Source organism: Xanthomonas sp. NCPPB 4037, assembly GCF_041475695.2.
GTDB classification, from domain to species: domain Bacteria; phylum Pseudomonadota; class Gammaproteobacteria; order Xanthomonadales; family Xanthomonadaceae; genus Xanthomonas; species Xanthomonas campestris.
Genome location: NZ_CM191261.1, coordinates 2,335,207 through 2,355,588, shown reverse-complemented (window position 1 = coordinate 2,355,588; position 20,382 = coordinate 2,335,207). Strand labels below are relative to the sequence as shown.

The 20,382-nt window shown below is 64.9% G+C and carries 20 protein-coding genes; all 20 read left to right on the top strand.

What is annotated here, in order from left to right; all coding sequences use genetic code 11:
- Positions 1–27 precede the first annotated feature (27 nt).
- The 20 genes from flgB (at position 28) to ACCQ01_RS10380 (ending at position 20,328) form a co-directional block, all read left to right on the top strand.
- Entirely contained in the window at positions 28–429 is a 402-nt protein-coding gene (gene flgB, locus ACCQ01_RS10475) for a flagellar basal body rod protein FlgB (protein ID WP_011037116.1), read from the top strand.
- Between the two features lie 3 nt (positions 430–432).
- Positions 433–840, top strand: coding sequence for a flagellar basal body rod protein FlgC (flgC, locus tag ACCQ01_RS10470; RefSeq protein WP_002813454.1), 408 nt, complete (start codon positions 433–435; stop codon positions 838–840).
- Between the two features lie 23 nt (positions 841–863).
- The gene (locus ACCQ01_RS10465) at positions 864–1,529 is read left to right on the top strand and encodes a flagellar hook assembly protein FlgD (protein WP_040941327.1); all 666 of its coding nucleotides are present in this window, start codon (positions 864–866) and stop codon (positions 1,527–1,529) included.
- 31 nt (positions 1,530–1,560) lie between these two features.
- Positions 1,561–2,784, top strand: a complete 1,224-nt coding sequence (gene flgE / locus ACCQ01_RS10460) for a flagellar hook protein FlgE (RefSeq protein ID WP_228432934.1) — start codon at positions 1,561–1,563, stop codon at positions 2,782–2,784.
- Between the two features lie 143 nt (positions 2,785–2,927).
- The gene (flgF, locus tag ACCQ01_RS10455) at positions 2,928–3,683 is read left to right on the top strand and encodes a flagellar basal-body rod protein FlgF (RefSeq protein ID WP_040941329.1); all 756 of its coding nucleotides are present in this window, start codon (positions 2,928–2,930) and stop codon (positions 3,681–3,683) included.
- Positions 3,684–4,700: 1,017 nt separating this feature from the next.
- A complete protein-coding gene (gene flgG, locus ACCQ01_RS10450) occupies positions 4,701–5,486 on the top strand; it encodes a flagellar basal-body rod protein FlgG (protein ID WP_005994332.1) in 786 nt (261 codons plus the stop codon).
- A gap of 38 nt (positions 5,487–5,524) precedes the next feature.
- Complete coding sequence (gene flgH, locus ACCQ01_RS10445; protein WP_011037111.1) at positions 5,525–6,217, top strand: flagellar basal body L-ring protein FlgH; 693 nt, start codon at positions 5,525–5,527, stop codon at positions 6,215–6,217.
- A gap of 10 nt (positions 6,218–6,227) precedes the next feature.
- Positions 6,228–7,346, top strand: a complete 1,119-nt coding sequence (locus ACCQ01_RS10440) for a flagellar basal body P-ring protein FlgI (protein WP_228432933.1) — start codon at positions 6,228–6,230, stop codon at positions 7,344–7,346.
- A 1-nt stretch (position 7,347) separates the two neighbouring features.
- Complete coding sequence (locus tag ACCQ01_RS10435; RefSeq protein ID WP_228432932.1) at positions 7,348–8,535, top strand: flagellar assembly peptidoglycan hydrolase FlgJ; 1,188 nt, start codon at positions 7,348–7,350, stop codon at positions 8,533–8,535.
- 11 nt (positions 8,536–8,546) lie between these two features.
- Entirely contained in the window at positions 8,547–10,421 is a 1,875-nt protein-coding gene (flgK, locus tag ACCQ01_RS10430; protein ID WP_228432931.1) for a flagellar hook-associated protein FlgK, read from the top strand.
- Complete coding sequence (flgL, locus tag ACCQ01_RS10425) at positions 10,421–11,626, top strand: flagellar hook-associated protein FlgL (protein WP_228432930.1); 1,206 nt, start codon at positions 10,421–10,423, stop codon at positions 11,624–11,626. Before flgK ends, flgL begins: the two co-directional genes overlap by 1 nt.
- Before the next feature lie 317 nt (positions 11,627–11,943).
- Entirely contained in the window at positions 11,944–13,143 is a 1,200-nt protein-coding gene (locus ACCQ01_RS10420) for a flagellin (protein ID WP_006452268.1), read from the top strand.
- A gap of 221 nt (positions 13,144–13,364) precedes the next feature.
- Positions 13,365–14,693 carry a flagellar filament capping protein FliD gene (gene fliD / locus ACCQ01_RS10415; RefSeq protein WP_042599039.1) on the top strand — a complete coding sequence of 443 codons (1,329 nt, stop codon included), beginning with the start codon at positions 13,365–13,367 and terminating at the stop codon, positions 14,691–14,693.
- Positions 14,694–14,840: 147 nt separating this feature from the next.
- Positions 14,841–15,254, top strand: coding sequence for a flagellar export chaperone FliS (gene fliS, locus ACCQ01_RS10410; protein ID WP_011037104.1), 414 nt, complete (start codon positions 14,841–14,843; stop codon positions 15,252–15,254).
- Positions 15,255–15,262: 8 nt separating this feature from the next.
- Entirely contained in the window at positions 15,263–15,556 is a 294-nt protein-coding gene (locus tag ACCQ01_RS10405) for a hypothetical protein (RefSeq protein WP_228432929.1), read from the top strand.
- On the top strand, positions 15,556–16,122 hold the full coding sequence (locus ACCQ01_RS10400) for a PilZ domain-containing protein (RefSeq protein WP_012438350.1): 567 nt from the start codon (positions 15,556–15,558) through the stop codon (positions 16,120–16,122). The genes ACCQ01_RS10405 and ACCQ01_RS10400 overlap by 1 nt, the downstream gene beginning before the upstream one ends.
- 69 nt (positions 16,123–16,191) lie before the next feature.
- Positions 16,192–16,824 carry a response regulator transcription factor gene (locus ACCQ01_RS10395; RefSeq protein WP_011037101.1) on the top strand — a complete coding sequence of 211 codons (633 nt, stop codon included), beginning with the start codon at positions 16,192–16,194 and terminating at the stop codon, positions 16,822–16,824.
- A 225-nt stretch (positions 16,825–17,049) separates the two neighbouring features.
- Entirely contained in the window at positions 17,050–18,453 is a 1,404-nt protein-coding gene (rpoN, locus tag ACCQ01_RS10390) for an RNA polymerase factor sigma-54 (protein WP_116890965.1), read from the top strand.
- Between the two features lie 8 nt (positions 18,454–18,461).
- A complete protein-coding gene (locus ACCQ01_RS10385; RefSeq protein WP_005997154.1) occupies positions 18,462–18,845 on the top strand; it encodes a response regulator in 384 nt (127 codons plus the stop codon).
- Positions 18,838–20,328: a sigma-54 dependent transcriptional regulator gene (locus tag ACCQ01_RS10380; RefSeq protein WP_228432928.1), complete on the top strand. Its 1,491-nt coding sequence runs from the start codon at positions 18,838–18,840 to the stop codon at positions 20,326–20,328. Before ACCQ01_RS10385 ends, ACCQ01_RS10380 begins: the two co-directional genes overlap by 8 nt.
- The last annotated feature ends 54 nt before the right edge of the window (positions 20,329–20,382 follow it).

Sequence of the window (20,382 nt, the reverse complement as noted above, 5' to 3'; positions counted from 1 at the left end):
CCTGGCAACCTTCCACGGGAGAACACCGTGTCCAGTCCCTTCACCTCCTTCCTAGGCATCCACGGCGACGCGCTCACCTTGCGCGAGCAGCGGATGAAGCTCATTGCCAGCAATCTGAGCAATGTGGACACCCCTGGCTACAAGGCCAAGGATCTGAACTTCGAAGCGGCATTGAAGGCGGCAGAAGGTGTCCGCGACGGCGGCCTGATGCAGGCCACCGATGCCAAGCACTACGAGATCGGCAGCACCGCCGGCCTCAACCCGTTTCAGATCACCCGCGAAGCCGACCAGCCCAGCCTGGACGGCAACACCGTCGATCCCGATGCAGAACGCGCCGCCTACGGCCGCGCCGCGCTGGAATACCGCGCGTCGTTGAGCTTCCTCGAATCCAAGGTGCGCTCGATGCTCACCGCGATCACCGGCCAATAAGTCATGAGCAATCTTCCGATTTTCGATGTCGCCGGTTCTGCGCTGCACGCGCAGTCCGTGCGCCTGAGCACCATCGCCTCCAACCTGGCCAATGCCGACTCGGTCGCGGGCTCGGCGGAAGCGACCTACAAGCCGATCGAGCCGATCTTCCAGGCGCAGCAAAACCGCCAGGACCCCAGCCTGACCTCGGTGAACGTCAAAGAGATCACCACCACCAATGCGCCGCCGATCCGCCGCTACGAGCCCGGCCACCCGCTGGCCGACGCCGACGGTTACGTGTTCTCGCCCGACGTGGACCCGGTCTCGCAGATGGTCAACATGATTTCCGCCTCGCGTAACTACCAGGCTGGCGTGGAAATGCTCAACACCGCCAAGGAACTGGCGCTCGCCACCTTGACCATGGGTCGCTGACCCTTCCTTACGGACCATTCCAGATGAGCACGATCGGCAGTGACCTTTACAACAGCCTTGGGCTGACCACCAGCAGCAAGGTCGCCAAGAAAGAGGATGCGCTCGGCCAGGCCGACTTCCTCAAATTGATGACCGAGCAACTCCAGCACCAGGATCCGCTCAAGCCCATGGAAAACAGCGCGTTTCTGGGCCAGTTGGCGCAGTTCTCCACCGTGCAGGGCATTGGCGACCTCAATACCAAGGTCGGCAATTTCTCCGATTCGATGAACAGCGATCAGGTACTCAAGGGTGCCGCGCTGGTGGGCCACAACGTGTTGGTGCCCTCGGCGCAGGTAGCGATCGATGCGACCGGCTCGGCCAAGGGCGTGGTTGCCGCGACCTCGGCCGGTTTCGTCAATTTCGAGATCACCGATGCCAACGGCACCTTTGTCAAACAGCTCAGCGTGCCGGCCAGCGCCGCCGGTGAGGTGTCGTTTGCCTGGGATGGCACCGACGCCAACGGCAACCGCATGGCCGCCGGCAAATACGGCATTACCGCTACCCAAACCGACACCGCCGGTGCCAAGAGCAAGTTGTCCACCTACGTCGATGCACCGGTGGACAGTGTCACGATCGGCTCGGACGGCCTGTATCTCAACCTGACGGGGCTCGGCACCTCCCCGCTCGCCAACGTGCTCCGCGTCAGCTGAGCCGGCAACCGCCACTTAAAGGAACTCATCCATGGCTTTCAATACCTCGTTGTCCGGCATCAACGCAGCCAATGCCGATCTGAACGTCACCTCCAACAACATCGCCAACGTCAACACGACTGGGTTCAAGGAGTCGCGCGCCGAGTTTGCCGACATGTTCCAGAGCACCAGCTACGGCCTGTCGCGCAATGCGGTGGGTTCGGGCGTGCGCGTGAGCAACGTGGCGCAGCAGTTCTCGCAGGGCAATATCGACCCGACCGGCCGCAGCCTGGACCTGGCCGTCTCCGGCGAGGGCTTTTTCACCGTGTCCTCCAACGGCGCCAAGATGTACACCCGCGCCGGCAACTTCCAGACCGATGCCAACGGCTATGTGATCAACCCGCAGGGCGCCCGTTTGCAGGTGTTCGCGCCGAACCCCAGCGGTAACGGCTTCGACGTGGGCCGCCTGTCGGACCTGCAGCTGCTGACCACCGACAGCCCGCCCAAGTCGACCTCCACGGTCAACCTGGCCTTCACCCTGCCTGGCAACGCCACCGCACCGACGGTGACCCCGTTCAACCCGGCCGACGACAAGACCTACAGCCACTCCACCGGCGGTATCAATGTCTATGACTCGCTGGGCGTCAGCCACGTGCAGACCTCCTACTTCGTCAAGACCGCCAACCCGAACGAGTGGCAGGTGCACAACTACGTGGATGGCTCGGCTGTTGGCGCGCCGACCACGTTGCAGTTCTCCGACACCGGCTCCCTGACCGCGCCGGCCAACGGCATCGTGGCGATGGACCCGTTCACCCCGAGCACCGGTGCCGGCGTGCTGAGCATGCAGCTCAATGTCAGCGGTTCCACCCAGTACGGCGAAGCCTTCGCGCTGCGCGATACGCGCCAGGATGGCTACGCCAGCGGCAAGCTCAACGAAATCAGCATCGACACCAGCGGCGTGGTGTTTGCGCGGTACTCCAACGGCGCCGACAAGGCGTTGGGCCAGGTCGCACTGAGCAGCTTCGTCAACCCGCAGGGCCTGCAGTCGCAGGGCAACAACATGTGGGCCGAAAGCTACACCTCCGGCGCCGCCCGCACCGGCGCACCGGACACCTCGGACCTGGGCCAGATCGAATCCGGCTCGCTGGAAGCCTCCACGGTGGACCTGACCGAGCAGCTGGTAAACATGATCGTGGCCCAGCGCAACTTCCAGGCCAACTCGCAGATGATCTCGACCCAGGATCAGGTCACCCAGACGATCATCAATATTCGTTAACGGCCGGGATTTGTGATTGGGAATTAGGGATTGGCAAGAGCCGGTACTCCGTCAACCGGATACTGGCCCTGCCCCTTTTCTCCCAGATCACTACAGCCCGCTCTTACGAATCCCCGATCCCGAATCCCTAATCCCGGTGTCTCATGGACAAAGCCCTCTACGTTGCAATGACCGGTGCCCGCGCTTCGCTGCAGGCGCAGAGCACCGTGTCGCACAATCTCGCCAACGTCGATACGGTGGGTTTCAAGGCCGCGTTGGCCAACACCGAGGCATTCCAGATCCGGGGCAAGGGGTATCCGTCGCGGATCGATGCGTTGCATGTGGACCAGGGCTTCGATCGCAGCCAGGGCCATCAAAAGGTCACCGGCAACCCGCTGGATGTGTCGTTGCAGCAGGATCGCTGGCTGGCGGTGCAGTCGCCGGACGGCAGCGAGGCCTACACCCGCAACGGCGAATTGGCGCTCACCGCCAATGGCCAGTTGGTCACTGCCAACGGGCACGCGGTGCTGGATGAAGGCGGCAACCCGATGACCATCCCGCCGCACCAGGCGATGGAAATCGGCAGCGACGGCAGCATTTCCATCATTCCGCAGGGCGAAGGCCCGCAGACCATGGCTATCGTCGGCAAGATGAAGGTGGTCGATGCGCCCGCCGACCGTTTGACGCGGCGCCCGGACGGGTTGATGCGCAATACCAGCACCGACCCGGCGCAGGCATTTGCGGTGGCCACCGGCAAGACCGTCAACAGCGGCATGCTGGAAGGCAGCAACGTGGATGCCGCTGGCGCGCTGGTGGAGATGATCCAGCTGCAGCGTCAGTTCGAGATGCAGGTGAAGATCATCAAGAACGGCGACGACAACGCGCAGTCGGCTAATTCGTTGCTGCGTGTCAGCGGCTAACCGTCATCGCCAAGGCGACTGCGTCGTCGCGGTTCGGCCGGCCAGGGTTTTTGCCAACCAATTCGAGAGCAGGCGCGAGGCGGCATGGCAGGCTGACGCAATTGGCATGTCGTTTGGCCACGATCGTCATGCACACGCAGGTCTACTGCTGAGCGAATGATCTGGTCTCTCGCTGCGGCTGATCTGCAGCGTGGCTGCAGGACCCTGGCTCACCCAGCTTGGCTGCAGGGCCCTTGCCCGGCCACCATCGCGGGACACCCTTTAGAGCGGCTGATCTGCGACTTGGTTGCAAGGCCCTTGCCCGCTCACCATCGCGGGACACGCTGCAAGTACGTCCTTGTAAGCTCTTACGCGGCATCCATGCCGCGTAAGGTCCCGCGACGGTGAGCGGGCAAGGACCAGTGGAGATGGTCGGTGTGCATGGTGCAAGCAATGCTTGACGTGGGTTGCTTAGATGACCGCGCGTCCGATCATCTTCTCAATGAAAGCCGAGCAACGGACAAGATTTTAAGAAAACAACCGACCAACTCCCTGGTGCGGTGTCCTCGCCGCTTGCGGGACCGTGTGGCGGCATGGATGCCGCCACCGAGCCCCCAGGGACGGGTTCACGGCGTGTCCCGCAAGCGGTGAGGGCACCGCGCCCTCGATAGACCAGGCTTTTGACTGACCAGGCTGTTGAGGGCACCGCGCGCTCAACCAACCAAGCTGTTGACTGCGTCGCAATACCAGCCGGCAAGTCCCAAGCACCCTTCCGCACGCAGCGCCAAGGGTTCACACGTCTTCGACCACATCGCTGACCGGCAACCGATCTACCGCGCCTGATCTGCCGCGAAGGTCTCCACCGCTTCCGGTTAGCCGCTGGCTAGTCACCGCCAGCCCTGCCCTGCGCAGGCCGCTGCGACCACTCCGCGTGACCTACCGCACAGCCGGCAGAAATCCGGCGCGGCTTTGGCACAGCACGTGCATATACCCAGCCGTGCCCGGAACACATCCCCGGGTCTAACGAGGAATCGGGTCATGAATCAGGCTTTGTGGGTCGCCAAAACCGGACTGGATGCGCAGCAGACGCGCATGTCGGTCATTTCCAACAACCTGGCCAATACCAATACCACCGGCTTCAAGCGCGACCGTGCCGCGTTTGAAGACCTGCTGTATCAACAGGTGCGTGCGCCGGGTGGTTCCACCTCCGCGCAGACGCAGCTGCCCACCGGCCTGCAACTGGGTACCGGTGTGCGTGTGGTCTCCACCTTCAAGGGCTTCGACCAGGGCAGCCAGCAGCAGACCGGCCGCGCGCTCGACGTGATGGTCAACGGCCGCGGCTTCTTCGAAGTGCAGATGCCCGACGGTACCTCCGCCTACACCCGCGACGGCACCTTCCAGATCAATGCGCAGGGCGAAGTCGTCACCAATAGCGGCTACCCGCTGCAGCCGGGCATCCAGGTGCCGGAAGGCGCGCAGTCGCTGACCATCGGCAACGACGGCACCATCAGCGTGACCCTGGCCGGCCAGGCCGCCGCGCAGGAAATCGGCGCGTTGACGCTGACCGACTTCATCAACCCCTCGGGCCTGCAGGCCAAGGGCGAGAACCTGTTCGTCGAAACCACCGCTTCCGGCCCCGCGCAGAACGGCACCCCCGGCCTCAACGGCCTGGGCACCACCGTGCAGGGCGCGCTGGAAGGCAGCAACGTCAATACGGTGGAAGAGCTGGTGAGCATGATCGAGACGCAGCGCGCCTACGAAATGAACGCCAAGGCCATCTCCACCACCGACTCGATGCTCGGTTACTTGAACAACAACGTCTGATCGGCTCGCCGCTCGTCGCCCTCTCAGGAACTCACGCCATGTCCCGCCTGCCCTCTCTTTCCTCCCTGTGCCTCGCCATCGCCTGCAGCGCGCTGCTGGGTGGCTGCGTGGCAGCCGGCGACGTGCGGCCGTTTGCCGAACTGGCGCCGATCGTGCCGGTGGTTGCGCCGGTCGCGCAGCCCACCGCCGGTGCGATCTACGCGGCCGGCCCGAGCCTGAATCTCTACGGCGACCGTCGCGCACGCGATGTCGGCGACCTGCTGACGGTGAACCTGGTGGAAAACACCACCGCCTCGTCCACCGCCAATACCAGCATCAGCAAGGCCGACACCGTGGACATGAGCACGCCGACCCTGCTGGGTGTGCCGCTCACCGTCAACGGCATCGACGTGCTGCGCAACTCCACCAGCGGCGACCGCAGCTTCGATGGCAAGGGCAATACCGCGCAGAGCAACCGCATGCAGGGCAGCGTGACCGTCACCGTGATGCAGCGTCTGCCCAACGGCAATCTGGTGATCCAGGGCCAGAAAAATCTGCGCCTGACCCAGGGCGATGAGCTGGTGCAGGTGCAAGGCATCGTGCGCGCCGCCGACATCGCCCCGGACAACAGCGTGCCGTCGAGCAAGGTGGCCGATGCCCGCATCGCCTACGGCGGCCGCGGCGCGATCGCGCAGTCCAACGCGATGGGCTGGCTGAGCCGCTTCTTCAATTCCCGTCTGTCGCCCTACTGAGCCTGCGACCATGAATCTGTCTTCCCTGCCCTTCCGTCTGCTCGCTGCCGCTGCCGCGCTGTGCGCGATCCCCGCACCGGCATCGGCCGAACGCATCAAGGATCTCGCCCAGGTCGGCGGCGTGCGCGGCAACGCGCTGGTCGGTTACGGCCTGGTGGTTGGCCTGGATGGCAGCGGCGACCGCACCAGCCAGGCGCCCTTCACCGTGCAGAGCCTGAAAAACCTGCTCGGCGAGCTGGGCGTCAATGTTCCGGCGAACGTCAACCCGCAGCTGAAAAACGTCGCGGCCGTGGCCATCCACGCCGAGCTGCCGCCGTTCGCCAAGCCCGGCCAGCCGATCGACATCACCGTCTCTTCGATCGCCAATGCGGTGTCGCTGCGTGGCGGCTCGCTGCTGATGGCACCACTGAAGGGCGCCGACGGCCAGGTGTATGCCATGGCCCAGGGCAACCTGGTGGTGGGCGGTTTCGGCGCCCAGGGCAAGGACGGCTCGCGGGTGTCGGTCAATATTCCCAGCGTCGGCCGCATTCCGAACGGCGCCACGGTGGAACGCGCGCTGCCGGACGTGTTCGCCGGCAGTGGCGAGATCACCTTGAACCTGCACCAGAACGACTTCACCACGGTCTCGCGCATGGTGGCGGCGATCGACAACAGCTTCGGCGCCGGTACCGCGCGTGCGCTGGATGGCGTCACCGTCTCGGTGCGCTCGCCGACCGATCCCAGCGCCCGCATCGGCTTGCTGGCGCGGCTGGAAAACGTCGAACTCTCGCCCGGCGATGCGCCGGCCAAGGTGGTGGTCAATGCACGCACCGGCACGGTGGTGATCGGCCAGCTGGTGCGGGTGATGCCGGCGGCGATCGCGCATGGCTCGCTCACCGTGACCATCAGTGAAAACACCAATGTCAGCCAGCCGGGCGCCTTCAGTGGCGGCCGCACCGCGGTCACCCCGCAGTCCACCATCACGGCCACCTCCGAAGGCAGCCGCATGTTCAAGTTCGAAGGCGGCACCACGCTCGACCAGATCGTTCGCGCGGTCAACGAGGTGGGTGCGGCTCCCGGCGACCTGGTCGCCATTCTCGAAGCTCTGAAGCAGGCTGGCGCGCTGACGGCGGAGCTAGAGGTGATCTGACATGCGTATCTCTGCATCGCCCATTGATCTCAACCCGAGCACCAAGGCCGATCCTGCAAAGATCGACAAGGTCTCACGTCAGCTCGAAGGCCAGTTCGCGCAGATGCTGGTCAAGAGCATGCGCGATGCGAGCTCCGGCGACCCGATGTTTCCGGGTGAAAACCAGATGTTCCGTGAGATGTACGACCAGCAGATGGCCAAGGCGTTGACCGACGGCAAGGGGCTTGGTCTGTCGGCAATGATCTCCAAGCAGCTGAGCGGCGACACCGGCGGCCCGGCCTTGAACACTTCGCTGAGCACCGCCGATGCCGCCAAGGCCTATGCCCTGGTCGCTGGCAAGCGCGACGCCTCGTTGCCGCTGCCTGCCCGCGACGGCGCGGCAACCAACATCGGTGCGAGCCTCGGCGCAGCGGTCGGCACCGCTGCAGGTATCGGCGCAGGCGGCCTCACCGGCATCGGCATGAGCCAGGTGCTGGATCTGATTGCCGGGCGTACCGGTGGCGAAGCAGGCGGCGATGACGCGGCCGCGCTGAGCTGGCCCTCGGCCAACGACCGCTGGAGCGATGTCGCCGCCACCGATGCGGCCGACGCCAACGCCGCAGTGAATGCCACCGCCGCTTCCAGCGCCGCCGCCAGCCTGGGCGAGCGCACACCGGAAGGCTTTGTCGCCAAGATCTGGACGCATGCGCAAAAGGCCGCCCGCGAACTCGGCGTGGACCCGCGTGCGCTGGTGGCGCAGGCCGCGCTGGAAACCGGCTGGGGCCGTCGCGGCATCGGCAATGGCGGCGATTCCAACAACCTGTTTGGCATCAAGGCCACCGGATGGAGCGGCGCCAAGGTCACCACCGGCACGCACGAATACGTCAACGGCGTCAAGACCACCGAAACCGCGGATTTCCGCGCCTACGGCTCGGCCGAAGAGAGCTTTGCCGACTACGTGCGCCTGCTGAAAAACAACAGCCGTTACCAGACGGCGCTGCAGGCCGGCACCGACATCAAGGGTTTTGCACGCGGCTTGCAACAGGCCGGGTACGCCACCGATCCGGGCTACGCAGCCAAGATCGCGGCGATCGCCAACGGTCCGACCATCGACCGTGCGGTGGCCGCGATTGGCAACGCGGCGGCCGACCTGTCCAACCGCTATGCCAGTACCGCCGAGCCCGTTGGGCTAGGCACCATTCGTCGCTGAGGTAATCGCCCATGTCCATCATGTCCACCGGGACCAGCGCGCTGATCGCCTTCCAACGGGCGTTGTCGACCGTTAGCCATAACGTCGCCAACATCAATACGGAAGGCTACAGCCGCCAACGTGTGGAATTTGCAACGCGCACGCCCACCGACATGGGCTACGCGTTCGTGGGCAATGGCGCCAAGATCAGCGATGTGGGCCGCGTGGCCGACCAGCTGGCCATCTCGCGGCTGCTGGACAGTGGCGGCGAACTTTCGCGCCTGCAGCAGCTGTCGTCGTTGTCCAACCGCGTGGACAGCCTGTACTCCAATACCGCTACCAACGTGGCCGGGCTGTGGTCCAACTTCTTCGACTCGGCCAGCGCACTGTCGTCCAACGCCTCCTCCACCGCCGAGCGGCAGAGCATGCTCGACAGCGGCAACAGCCTGGCCACGCGCTTCAAGCAGCTCAACGGGCAGATGGACAGCCTGAGCAATGAGGTCAACAGCGGCCTGACGTCGTCGGTGGATGAAGTCAATCGGCTGACGCAGCAGATCGCCAAGATCAACGGCACCATCGGCAACAGCATCGACAACGCCTCGGCCGACCTGCTGGACCAGCGCGATGCGCTGGTGTCCAAGCTGGTTGGCTACACCGGCGGCACCGCGGTGATCCAGGACGGCGGTTTCATGAATGTCTTTACCGCTGGCGGACAGGCGTTGGTGGTGGGGACCACCGCGGCCAAGCTGACCACGGTGGCCGACCCGTATCAGCCGACCAAGCTGCAGGTGGCGATGCAGACCCAGGGGCAGAACGTCAGCCTCAGCCCCAGCTCGCTGGGCGGGCAGATCGGCGGCCTGCTGGAATTTCGCAGCAACGTGCTCGAGCCCACCCAGGCCGAACTTGGCCGGCTGGCCGTGGGCATGGCCAGCAGCTTAAACACCGCGCACAGCCAGGGCATGGACCTGTACGGCGCGCTGGGCGGCAATTTCTTCAACATCGGCTCGCCCACCACCGCCGCCAACCCGAAGAACACCGGCACCGCAGCCCTCACCGCCAGCTTCAGCAATCTGGGCGCGGTGGACGGGCAGAACGTCACCCTGAGCTTCGATGCCGGTAGCTGGAAGGCCACCCGTACCGATACCGGCTCCACCGTACCGCTGACCGGCACCGGCACCGCTGCCGATCCGCTGGTGGTCAACGGCGTGAGCATGGTGGTCGGTGGTGCGCCGGCCAACGGCGACAAATTCCTGCTGCAGCCCACCGCCGGCCTGGCGGGCAGCCTGTCAGTGGCGATCACCGACCCCTCGCGCATTGCCGCGGCCACACCGGTGAAAGCCACTGCGACCATCGCCAACCTGGGCACCGGCAAGATCAGCGACGTCAAGGTCACCAATGCGCAGAACCCCGCGCTGCTGACGCCGTCGTCGGTGGAGTTCATCGACGCCAACCAGTACACCATCGATGGCAACGGCCCGTTTCCCTACACCGCCGGCCAGACCATCAGCGCCAATGGCTGGAGTTTTGCGCTGGATGGCGCGCCCAAGGCCGGCGACACCTTCGGTGTCGGCCCGATGGGCGCCGGCTCCAGCGACAACGGCAACGCCAAACTGCTGGCCAAGGTGGAAGACGCCAAGGCGCTCAACGGCGGCACGGTCACGCTCAATGGTGCGCTGTCCGGCCTGACCACCTCGGTGGGCTCGGCTGCACGTGCGGCCAGTTACTCGGCCGATGCGCAGAAGGTCATCAACGACCAGGCACAGGCCAGCCGCGATTCCATTTCCGGCGTCAACCTCGACGAGGAAGCCGCCGACATGCTGAAACTGCAGCAGGCCTATCAGGCCGCCGCACAGATGATCTCCACCGCCGACACCATCTTCCAAGCCATCCTGGGCGCCGTACGCTGATGACCAACCGTATCTCCACCAGCATGATGTACAGCCAGTCGGTGTCGTCGATGACGGCCAAGCAGTCGCGACTGAACCAACTCGAGGCCCAGCTCGCCAGTGGGCAGCGCCTGGTCACCGCCAAGGACGACCCGGTCGCCGCCGGCACCGCGGTCGGCCTGGATCGCGCCCTGGCGGCGATCACACGATTTGGCGAAAATGCCAACAACGTAAAAAATCGGCTGGGTTTGCAGGAAAACGTGCTGGCGCAGGCCGGCGACGCCATGGCCCGCGTCAACGAACTGACGATCCAGGCCAACAGCTCCGCGCTGGGGCCAGACGATCGCAAGGCGATTGCCTCGGAACTGACCGCGCTGCGCGACAGCATGGTGAGCCTGGCAAACAGTACCGACGGCACCGGGCGCTACCTGTTCGGCGGCACCGCCGATGGCAGCGCGCCGTTCATCAAGAGCAATGGCGGCGTTGTCTACAACGGCGACCAGACCCAGAGACAGGTGGAAGTGGCGCCGGACACTTTTGTCAGCGACACCCTGCCCGGCAGCGAGATCTTCATGCGCATCCGCACCGGCGACGGCAATGTGGATGCGCATGCCAACAGTGCCAATACCGGCACCGGACTGCTGCTGGATTTCAGCCGCGATGCCAGTACCGGCAGCTGGAATGGCGGCAGCTACAGCGTGCAGTTCACCGCTGCCAACACCTATGAGGTGCGCGACAGCACCAACGCAGTGGTGAGCACCGGCACGTACAAAGATGGCGAAGACATCACCGCGGCCGGCGTGCGCATGCGCATCAGCGGCGCACCGGCGGTGGGCGACAGTTTCCAGATCGGCGCCTCCACCACCAAGGACGTGTTTTCCACCATCGACGACCTGGTCGGCGCACTCAACTCCGACACCCTGACCCCGCCGCAGAAGGCAGCGATGATCAACACGCTGCAGACCTCCATGCGCGACATCAGCCAGGCCTCGTCGAAGATGATCGATGCACGCGCCTCGGGCGGCGCGCAGTTGTCGGCGATCGATAACGCCAACGCGCTGCTCGAATCCAACGAAGTCACGCTCAAGACCACCCTGTCGTCGATCCGCGATCTGGATTACGCCTCGGCGATTGGGCAGTACCAACTCGAGAAGGCCTCGTTGCAGGCCGCTCAAACGATTTTTCAGCAGATGCAGTCGTCGTCGTTGTTCAACCTGCTCCGCTGATTTTGCAGTAGAAACTTGGTTTTTCTTCGCTCCTGCGTGTGAGCACCTGCGCAGGCTGACGGAGTTTATTTGTAGAAAGTTATACCAGCGCTAAAGATCTGCGGAGTGCTGCCGAATAAACCAAACCCCTTGCTACACAACGTTTCCGTATTTCGTCCCGATGCAGAAAAACAGTAAAAAAATACTGGATTTCGCTAAAGGTTCCCGACGCAACGCCGTTATTCATCTCAGCAGCGGCAACGGCCAACTTGATGGCCCCCCTGCGGAGGCTCCGGGCAAGTCCCCCTTGCCGGAAAAATCGCTTAGGAGAAATCAAAATGGCACAGGTAATCAACACCAACGTAATGTCGCTGAACGCTCAGCGTAACCTCAACACCAACAGTTCGAGCATGGCGCTGAGCATCCAGCAGCTGTCCTCGGGCAAGCGCATCACCAGCGCCTCGGTCGATGCGGCCGGTCTGGCGATTTCAGAGCGCTTCACCACGCAGATCCGCGGCCTGGACGTTGCCTCGCGTAACGCCAACGACGGTATCTCACTGGCCCAGACCGCCGAAGGCGCGATGGTCGAAATCGGCAACAACCTGCAGCGTATCCGTGAGCTGTCGGTGCAGTCGGCCAACGCCACCAACTCGGCCACCGACCGTGAAGCACTGAACTCCGAAGTCAAGCAGCTCACCTCGGAAATCGATCGCGTCGCCAACCAGACCAGCTTCAACGGCACCAAGCTGTTGAACGGCGACTTCTCCGGCGCGCTGTTCCAGGTCGGCGCCGACGCTGGCCAGACCATCGGCATCAACAGCATCGTCGACGCCAATGTCGATTCGTTGGGCAAGGCCAACTTCGCAGCATCGGTGTCCGGTGCTGGCGTCACCGGCACGGCCACCGCGTCGGGTTCGCTCAGCGGTATCACTCTGGCCTTCAAGGATGCCTCCGGCGCTGCAAAAAGCGTTGCCGTCGCCGATATCAAGATCGCTTCCGGCGATACTGCGGCAGACATCAACAAGAAAGTTGCCTCGGCGATCAACGATAAGCTGGATCAGACCGGCATGTATGCCTCGATCGACACCAGCGGCAACGTGAAGCTCGAGTCGCTGAAGGCTGGCCAGGACTTCACCTCGCTGTCCGGCGGCACCTCCGGCGCCGCTGGCATCACCGCCGGTGCAGGCATCCAGACCGCCTCGGCCGCTTCCGGCTCCACCGCGTCCACCCTGAGCAGCCTGGATATCTCGACGTTCTCGGGCGCCCAGAAAGCTCTGGAAATCGTCGACAAGGCACTGACCTCGGTGAACTCCTCGCGCGCCGACATGGGTGCGGTGCAGAACCGCTTCACCTCCACCATCGCCAACCTGGCCGCCACCTCGGAGAACCTGACGGCCTCGCGCAGCCGGATCGCCGATACCGACTACGCCAAGACCACCGCCGAGCTGACCCGCACGCAGATCCTGCAGCAGGCCGGCACCGCGATGCTGGCCCAGGCCAAGTCGGTTCCGCAGAACGTGCTGAGCCTGCTGCAGTAATCGCAAGCGCTTTGCAGCAAGTCAAAAGCCCCTCTCCGGAGGGGCTTTTTTGTGGCGCGGGTTTCTTGACGCCAGACGACCGACGCGCCAGGCATGGAAGTTGCATCTGTTTTCGGGTCAACCAGACCCGTCGACGCCGCTCAAGTCCTCCCGGATGCGGCCGATACCCGTCTCGTAATCCCATGCATCCGCCTTCCGGATGCCCAGACGAGGAATGCAACATGGCATCGGTGATCAGTACGTCCAGCTCCGGGCTGGATATCCCCACCGTGGTGTCCACCCTGGTGTCCCGTCAGAAGGATCCGGAACAGGCACGCATCAACAAGGCCGGCACCGCCGCCACCACGCAGCTGTCGGCGATCAGCCAGATCAAGAGCAGCATGACCACGCTCAAGTCTGCGCTGGACAAGGTGGTCAGCAGTGCCGACACCAATGCCTACAAGGCCAGCGTCCCGACCGATGCCGGCTTTACCGCCACCACCACCAGCTCGGCGGCGCCGGGCAACTACTCGGTGGAAGTGGTGTCGCTCGCCAGCGCCCAGAAACTGGCCTCCGGCGCATTCACCGCCGATGCCACCGTTGGCAGCGGCACGCTGACCATTGGCTACGGCGACAAAAGCATCACCGTGGACATCAGCGGCACCGACAAGCTCACCGACATTGCCGCAGCCATCAACAAGGCGGCCGGCGGCAAGGGCGTCACTGCCAGCGTGGTCACCGCCAACGATGGCCAGCACCTGGTGTTCAATGCCGCCGACACCGGCACCAAGGGCGCATTGACCGTCAGTGCCAGCGACCCCAGCCTGAGCGCGCTGACCTTTGGCGCCGGCGTCACTGGCGGGCTGACCCAGCAGGTGGCCGCCGCCGACGCGCTGGTGCGCGTGGACGGCTTCGAGCGCACCTCCAGTTCCAATACCGTCACCGACATCGTGCCGGGCGTGGTGCTCAACCTGACCAAGGCCGCCGAAGGCACCAAGGTCACCCTGGGCGTCACTGCCGACACCAGCGGCCTGAAGGGCAACCTCACCGCATTTGCGGCGGCCTACAACACCGCCAACACCTTGCTCAAGAACAGCAGCAGCTACAACGCCGAAACCCGCACCGCCTCGGCGCTGACCGGCGACTCGCTGGTGCGCGGCCTGCAGCAGCAGTTGCGCGGCCAGGTCAGCGGCAGCATCAGCGAGCTCAAGGCGCTGGGCCTCACCATCGACAAGGATGGCGTGATGAGCTTTGACGGCGGCAAGTTCGACACCGCCATTGCCGCCGATGGTGGCGCAGCCGCCGAGGCGCTGGGCAAGGACAGCAAGTTCGGCAGCGGCCTGACCAAGCTGCTGGACGCCAACGTCAACGTCAACAACGGCACCCTGACCCTGCGTTCGGACAGCTTGAACAAGCAGATCAAGGGCTTCGAGGCCGACCTGGACAACCTCGATGCGCGTATGGAGAAACTCACAGACCGCTACACCGCGCAGTTCACCGCGATGGAAACCATGATCAGCAAGATGCAGGGCGCCACCGGTTCGCTCAGCAGCCTGCTCGCGATCAAATGATGTGATGCACGTCCTCAAGTCACGCCTTGGTCTTGCCGATAAAAGAAGTACCTATCGTGATATCGGCCTTGCCTTCTGGCAGGAGCGTTGTCGCAGGAGCTCCCAGCTCCGGGACCAGCGAAGGCCAGCCAATTGAGGGAGTCATCCATGTACGGTTCCAATCGTCAGTACGCCGAGCAATACCGCAAGGTCGGCGTGTCCACCAGCGTGACCGAAGCCGACCCGCACAAGTTGGTGTCGCTGCTGTTTGCCGGTGCCTGCCAACGCATTCGTCTGGCCCAGGCATGCCTGGCGCAGGGCGACCAGGCGCGCAAGGGCAAGGCCATTGGTGAAGCCTGCGCAATCGTCGGCCATCTCAACGGCTCGCTCGACCACGAAGCCGGCGGTGAGATCGCTGGTAACCTGTCGGCCCTGTACGACTACGTGATCCAGCGCCTGACCGCGGCCAATCTGCACAACGACGAGACCGCGTTGACCGAAGCGCTGGATCTGCTCAGCGAAATCGACTCGGCGTGGAACTCCATCCCCCTCGATCAACGCGGCATCGCTGCCGCCTCGTGAGTCCTCCCATGCATAGTGTGCAAAGCCTTCAAGACGAAGTGTCCGAGATCCGCATCGCGATGTCGCGCGAGGAGTTCGAGGTGATGCCGCACATGCTCGATGTCCACGACCTGCACGTGCAGGAATACTGCAAGCACGCCGATGCGGCGCAGGACCGCGATGCGGTGCAAGCGCTGCAGGCCATGCAGCAGGAGCTGGTGCGGATGATGCGCGAGCGCCAGCGCAAGTTGCTGGAGCTGATCCGCGCGCAGCGCACCTCGGCCACAGCCAGCCGCGCCTACGCACGCGTCGGACGCATCTGATGTCCACGCTCGGCACGCTCGCACCGGCGGCCGACACCGAGCTGTTCGCCGACACGCTCAGCTGCGAGCTGCGCCTGCCGGCCGGCTTCCACGTCACGGCCGACCCCGGCTCGCACGCCACTGCCGAAACCCTATTGCGCAGCCTCGGCCAGGTCGAAGACCTGCGCAGCGAAGACAGCAGCGAGGAGCGCGGCGAGCTGCCGCTGCTGGTGCAGCGCATGGACGCCAAACTCGACCTCATCCTGGCCCTGATCGGCCGCCTGGTCCGCCAGAGCGACACCCGCCTGGCGCTGGGCACGGTGCATTGGTCGGTGCGCGGCATCCGGCTGGCCAGCCCGCACGCGCACCCGCCCGGCACAACTGGCAGCGTTCTGCTGCAGCCGTCGGACTGGCTTCCTGAATTGTTACAACTGCCTGCCGACGTCCTGGCGAGCGCAAGCGATGGTCAACAGCACTGGCTGTGGTTACGCTTTGCCCCACTGGGGACCGGTCTGCAGGACGCCCTGGAACGTCATCTGTTTCGTTTGCATCGCCGTCAGATCGCCGACGCCCGTCGCCAGCGCTGAACCGATGGTTGGCGCTCAGGCGCCGCGTCGGCTAAGGTGCCCTTTACAAAAAAAGGTCTCTTCTCCGCCGTGCGAGTCATCATCGTCGACGATCACACCCTTGTTCGCGCTGGCCTGTCGAGGCTGCTGCAGACCTTTTCCGGCATCGATGTGGTCGGCGAAGCGAGCAATGCGCAACAAGCCCTGGACATGACCTCCCTGCACCGGCCAGACCTGGTGCTGATGGATCTGTCCCTGCCCGGCCGCAGCGGCCTGGATGCCATGACCGATGTGCTGCGCGCCGCGCCGCGCACCCATGTGGTGATGATGTCGATGCACGACGATCCGGTGCACGTGCGCGATGCGCTCGATCGCGGCGCGGTCGGTTTCGTGGTCAAGGACGCCGCCCCGCTGGAACTGGAGCTGGCCTTGCGCGCCGCCGCCGCCGGCCAGGTGTTCCTGAGCCCGCAGATCTCTTCGAAGATGATCGCGCCGATGCTGGGCCGCGAAAAACCGGTCGGCATCGCCGCACTGTCACCGCGCCAGCGCGAGATCCTGCGCGAGATCGGCCGCGGCCAGAGCAACAAGGAAATCGCCGCCGACCTCGGCATCAGCGTCAAGACCGTGGAAACCCACCGCGCCCGCATGATGGAATCGCTGGGGTGCCGCCGCGCCAATGATCTGGTGCTGCTGGCCGCCAAGCATCACAACGAGCTGGTCTAGCCGATCCAGCCAGGCAGGGCCGCGCAACGCGGCCATTGCCGCAAAACAGTGACGGAATTCCGGCGGGCACGCTTGAGCTCGCAATAGTTGTAGGGGAATCCCCCACCAGGTGTCAGGAAAATCATGAGTCACCTCACCTGACTCCCTGATTCGAAACCCGTCGCTGTGTCCTGCAAGATGCATTCCATCGCCGCACGCTTGCGGCGCCTTCCGGAAAGCGCCTCCATGAAGACGACCATCTCTGCCCAGCTGGGCCAACAACTGCACCTCACCCCGCAGTTGTTGCAGTCGATCCGTCTGTTGCAACTGGACGGCATGCAGCTGGAACTGGAGATCCGTCGCGCCCTGGAAACCAATCCACTACTGGAATTGGAAGAGCTGGCCGACAGCAGCGACGAGGCTCCCAGCGCCGAGGATGGCGCCACCGACATGGCCGCCTTCGACGAGTTGCCCGAAAGCACCATGTGGGATGTGCAGAGCAGCAGCTGGAACGGCGAGGACGACGACCGCATGCAGCGCGTGGCCGCCGGCGAATCCACCGACCCGCATGTGCGCATCCTGCGCGAGTTGGCGCTGGACCTGGACGAAACCGACCTCGGCACCGCCGCGTTCTGGCTGGAACAGACCGACGACGCCGGCTACCTGACCGAAGCCCTGCCCACCCTGCAACAACTGGCCGCCACGCGCTTGGGCATCAGCGTGGATGCCGCCGAGACGATCCGCCAGCGGCTGCTGCACGGCGACCCGGCGGGGCTGGCAGCCTGCGATCTGCGCGAATGCCTGCAGGCGCAGCTGGCCGCCCTGCCCGGCCGCGTGCCTGCGCGCCACCTGGCCGGCCGCATCCTGGCCGGCGACCTGGACCTGCTGGCCGGTCACGACTACGCGCTACTGGCACGCGCCCACGATGCCGATGCGGACGATGTGCGCGAAGCCGTGCGGCTGATCCTGTCGCTGCAGCCGCGCCCTGGCGATGACCTGTTGCAGGAAACCAACGCCAGCGTGATCCCGGACGTGCTGGCCTGGCACGCCGATGGCAGCTGGCGGGTGGCGCTGAATCCGGCCACCACCCACCGGGTGAGCATCAATCCGGTGCACGAACGCGCCCTGGCCGAAGCCGGCGACGCCGCCCAGCCGCTGCGCGACATGCTGCAGGAAGCCCGCTGGCTGACCCGCGGCCTGTCGATGCGCTACGAGACCCTGCTGCGCGCCACCCGTGCCATCGTCGAGCGCCAGGCCGCCTTCCTGGCCCGCGGCGAAGAGGCCATGGCGCCGCTGACGCTCAAGGAGATCGCCGACGAGATCGGCATGCATGAGTCGACGATCTCCCGTATTACCACTGGTAAATACATCCAGACCCCGCGCGGCACCTTCGAACTGAAGCATTTCTTCGCCGTGCGGCTGGAAGGCGCCAGCGTCTCCGGCCAGGCCGTCAAGGCCATGGTGCGTCGCCTGATCGAAAGCGAACCGGCCGGACGCCCGCTGGCCGACGAAGCCATCGCCGGGCTGTTGTCGCGCCAGGGCGTTAATATTGCGCGACGGACCGTGGCCAAGTACCGCGAACAACTCGATATCGCCCCGGCTCGCGAGCGCCGCCGCACCACCAAACCGCTGCTTGCCCGGGCGGGATAAGGACTACTATGAGCAAACTCACCGTGCTGCTGGTCGACGACCACGAGGGCTTCATCAACGCTGCGATGCGTCATTTTCGCAAAGTGGAGTGGCTCAATATCGTGGGCAGTGCCGCCAATGGACTGGAAGCGATCGAGCGCTCTGAGTCGCTGCGCCCCAATGTCGTGCTGATGGACCTGGCCATGCCCGAGATGGGAGGCCTGCAGGCCACCCGTCTGATCAAGACGCAGGACGATCCGCCGTATATTGTCATCGCGAGCCACTTCGACGATGCAGAGCATCGTGAACACGCTCTTCGCGCGGGTGCTGACAATTTTGTCAGCAAGCTGTCCTATATCCAGGAAGTCATGCCAATCCTGGAGGGCCTGACGGAAGGAGCCAGGAATGAGTGAGTCCCGCATTCTGTTGATCGACAGCGATGCAGTGCGCGCCGAGCGCACGGTGTCGTTGCTCGAGTTCATGGACTTCAACCCGCGCTGGGTCACCGACGGCGCCGACATCAATCCTGGCCGCCACCGCCACGATGAGTGGATGGCGGTGATGGTGGGCTCGGCGCAGGACGCTGCGCAGGCCGACAAGTTCTTCGACTGGCTGGCCGATGCCAAGCTGCCGCCGCCGGTGCTGCTGATGGAAGGCAGCCCGTCGGCGTTTGCACAGGCGCACGGCCTGCATGAGGCCAACGTGTGGGCGCTGGATACGCCGCTGCGGCATGCGCAGCTGGAGGCGCTGCTGCGCCGTGCCAGCCTCAAACGCCTGGACGCCGAACACCAGGCCGGTGTGCAGCAAGACACCGGCCCCACCGGCAACAGCGAGGCGGTCACCCGCCTGCGCCGCTTGATCGACCAGGTGGCCGCGTTCGACACCACCGTTTTGGTGTTGGGCGAATCGGGCACCGGCAAGGAGGTGGTGGCGCGCGCCATCCACCAGCATTCGCCGCGCCGTGACGGGCCGTTCGTGGCCATCAACTGCGGCGCGATCCCGCCGGACCTGCTGGAGAGCGAATTGTTCGGCCACGAAAAAGGCGCCTTCACCGGCGCGCTGACCACCCGCAAGGGCCGCTTCGAAATGGCCGAAGGCGGCACGCTGCTGCTGGACGAAATCGGCGACATGAGCCTGCCGATGCAGGTCAAGCTGCTGCGCGTGCTGCAGGAGCGCAGTTTCGAGCGCGTTGGCGGCGGGCAGACCATCCGCTGCAACGTGCGCGTGATCGCCGCGACTCACCGCAATCTGGAAACCCGCATCAGCGACGGCCAGTTCCGCGAGGACCTGTTCTATCGCCTCAACGTGTTCCCGATCGAGATGCCGGCGCTGCGCGAACGCGTGGACGACCTGGCGATCCTGGTGCAGACCATTGCCGGGCAGCTGGCCCGCACCGGCCGCGGCGAAGTGCGCTTTGCCGACGAGGCCTTGCAGGCACTGCGCAGCTACGACTGGCCGGGCAATGTGCGCGAACTGACCAACCTGGTGGAGCGCCTGGCGGTGCTGCATCCCGGTGGGCTGGTGCGGGTGCAAGACCTGCCGGCGCGTTATCGCGGTGACTTCTCTTCGTCGATCCCGGTGGAACTGCCGCCGGAGCCGGCGTTGGTTGCGCCACATGGCGAGGTTGCCGCCTTGCCGAGCAACGTGGTCACCCTGCAGCCGGCCACCGCGCACGCCGATGCCGAACCGCTGACAGCCTCCAGCCTGCCCGACGATGGCATCGACCTGCGCGGCCATATGGCCAACATCGAGCTGGCCTTGATCAACGAGGCACTGGAACGCACCCAAGGCGTGGTCGCCCACGCCGCGCAACTGCTCGGCCTACGCCGCACCACCTTGGTGGAGAAGCTGCGCAAGTACGGCATCGACCGCGAGCAGACCGAGCTGGCGAACTGAGCGGACCCGGGGGGAGCCGGTTCCGCGTGGTGGCATGACGCTTGCTTCACCTGG

Coding starts and splice junctions, on each gene's coding strand:
- ACCQ01_RS10400 (WP_012438350.1), top strand. CDS start 15,556: ATGTCCACGCTCGGCACGCTCGCACCGGCGGCCGACACCGAGCTGTTC.
- flgL (WP_228432930.1), top strand. CDS start 10,421: ATGACCAACCGTATCTCCACCAGCATGATGTACAGCCAGTCGGTGTCG.
- ACCQ01_RS10465 (WP_040941327.1), top strand. CDS start 864: ATGAGCACGATCGGCAGTGACCTTTACAACAGCCTTGGGCTGACCACC.
- ACCQ01_RS10385 (WP_005997154.1), top strand. CDS start 18,462: ATGAGCAAACTCACCGTGCTGCTGGTCGACGACCACGAGGGCTTCATC.
- ACCQ01_RS10440 (WP_228432933.1), top strand. CDS start 6,228: ATGAATCTGTCTTCCCTGCCCTTCCGTCTGCTCGCTGCCGCTGCCGCG.
- ACCQ01_RS10380 (WP_228432928.1), top strand. CDS start 18,838: ATGAGTGAGTCCCGCATTCTGTTGATCGACAGCGATGCAGTGCGCGCC.
- flgK (WP_228432931.1), top strand. CDS start 8,547: ATGTCCATCATGTCCACCGGGACCAGCGCGCTGATCGCCTTCCAACGG.
- fliS (WP_011037104.1), top strand. CDS start 14,841: ATGTACGGTTCCAATCGTCAGTACGCCGAGCAATACCGCAAGGTCGGC.
- ACCQ01_RS10435 (WP_228432932.1), top strand. CDS start 7,348: ATGCGTATCTCTGCATCGCCCATTGATCTCAACCCGAGCACCAAGGCC.
- fliD (WP_042599039.1), top strand. CDS start 13,365: ATGGCATCGGTGATCAGTACGTCCAGCTCCGGGCTGGATATCCCCACC.
- flgF (WP_040941329.1), top strand. CDS start 2,928: ATGGACAAAGCCCTCTACGTTGCAATGACCGGTGCCCGCGCTTCGCTG.
- flgC (WP_002813454.1), top strand. CDS start 433: ATGAGCAATCTTCCGATTTTCGATGTCGCCGGTTCTGCGCTGCACGCG.
- ACCQ01_RS10420 (WP_006452268.1), top strand. CDS start 11,944: ATGGCACAGGTAATCAACACCAACGTAATGTCGCTGAACGCTCAGCGT.
- rpoN (WP_116890965.1), top strand. CDS start 17,050: ATGAAGACGACCATCTCTGCCCAGCTGGGCCAACAACTGCACCTCACC.
- ACCQ01_RS10405 (WP_228432929.1), top strand. CDS start 15,263: ATGCATAGTGTGCAAAGCCTTCAAGACGAAGTGTCCGAGATCCGCATC.
- flgH (WP_011037111.1), top strand. CDS start 5,525: ATGTCCCGCCTGCCCTCTCTTTCCTCCCTGTGCCTCGCCATCGCCTGC.
- flgG (WP_005994332.1), top strand. CDS start 4,701: ATGAATCAGGCTTTGTGGGTCGCCAAAACCGGACTGGATGCGCAGCAG.
- flgE (WP_228432934.1), top strand. CDS start 1,561: ATGGCTTTCAATACCTCGTTGTCCGGCATCAACGCAGCCAATGCCGAT.